Source organism: Mesorhizobium sp. M7A.F.Ca.CA.003.01.2.1, assembly GCF_003998945.1.
Classification (GTDB): domain Bacteria; phylum Pseudomonadota; class Alphaproteobacteria; order Rhizobiales; family Rhizobiaceae; genus Mesorhizobium; species Mesorhizobium ciceri.
On record NZ_RZRA01001232.1, the window covers coordinates 1 to 1,287 of the forward strand.

Consider the following 1,287-nt stretch of genomic DNA (forward strand, 5'->3'; position numbering starts at 1 on the left):
CCATATCACCGAGTTGCCGATTATCGGCGCGATTCCACAGCCATTGGTTGTCGCAGCCCTTGCCTGGTGTCTGTTCGGGACGATCTCGGTCATGGTTGCAGGTCTGAAACTTCCAGGGCTGCAGTTCCGCAACCAGCGCGTTGAGGCAGCCTACCGCAAGGAACTCGTCTACGGCGAGGATCACGCGGACCGGGCCCAGCCGGCCACCACGGCCGAGCTGTTCGAGAATGTTCGCCACAATTATTTCAGGCTCTATTTCCACTACATCTATTTCAACGTCGTCCGTTACACCTACCTGCAGGCCGACAACATTTTCTCGCTGCTGATCCTCGGTCCCTCGCTGGTGGCGCACAAGATCACGTTCGGCGCGCTGAACCAGATTTCGAACGCATTCGGCAAGGTGACCGGTTCACTGCAGTTTCTGCTCACCTCCTGGTCGACCATCGTCGAGCTGCAATCGGTCCACAAGCGCCTGCGCGCCTTCGAGGCGACGCTGCAAGGCGAGCCGCTGCCCGATATCGACCAGCGCTATCTGGCAAGGCAGGGCGCTGAGGATCCGGCCTAAAGATCGAGGTTGGAAACGAACCGGGTTGGCGGCTCAGCCGCCGACCGAGACCTGCCTCTGGCCGGCATCCTGGCGCGAAACATAATCGCGAAAACTGATGCATTCGACATCGGCCTTGACGCAGACCTCGCCGGCAAAGCGCTCCAGCGCGTTCCAGTAGGCGCCGTCATTCATCAGCGCGAAGTGGAAGCCGAGCTCCAGCGGAATGCGCTTGCCGGCATACTGCTTGTCGAAGGCGGCGCGGAAGGCATCATAGGTCCGGTTGGCGAACTCGCCCGCTTGGCTTGGCCGTTCGAAGCCGCCGGAATGCCTGACATAGAGATTGTAGTCCATGGCGATCACCGGCCGTGACTTCGGTCCTTCTGGAATCTGCGGCAGCGAAAAGTGCATGACGCCGTTGCTGGCCGTCGGTCGGGCGGGGCCCTGCGAGACGCCGCTGGCGTCGAATTGATAGCCGGCGGCCGGCAGCGCTTCATAGAGCGCCTTGCCCGTCGACAGATACGGCGCGCGAAAACCGACAACCGCATGCCGTGCGAAATCGCGCCAGCCCTCAGGCTCGGGCGCAATGCCGTTGATGGCATAGGCGTTCTCGAGAATGTGCTCGAACGAACCGAACTCTTTCAGCCAGTCGGCCTTGCTCCAGTCCTTGCCGTCGAAATGGCCGCAGCCATGGCTGGCGATGTCGTGGCCCTCATGCGCGGCAAGCCCGATCTGCTCGAGCC

The 1,287-nt window shown here is 61.8% G+C and carries 2 protein-coding genes; one reads left to right on the forward strand and one right to left on the reverse strand.

Annotated features, from left to right (window positions below; genetic code table 11):
- Positions 1-565, forward strand: a 565-nt coding sequence (locus tag EN969_RS31510; RefSeq protein ID WP_281060050.1) for an SbmA/BacA-like family transporter, incomplete at its 5' end; no start/stop codon positions are given.
- A gap of 33 nt (positions 566-598) precedes the next feature.
- On the opposite strand, the gene EN969_RS31515 is transcribed toward EN969_RS31510, so the two are convergent.
- Positions 599-1,287, reverse strand: a 689-nt coding sequence (locus EN969_RS31515; RefSeq protein WP_127419757.1) for a polysaccharide deacetylase, incomplete at its 5' end; no start/stop codon positions are given.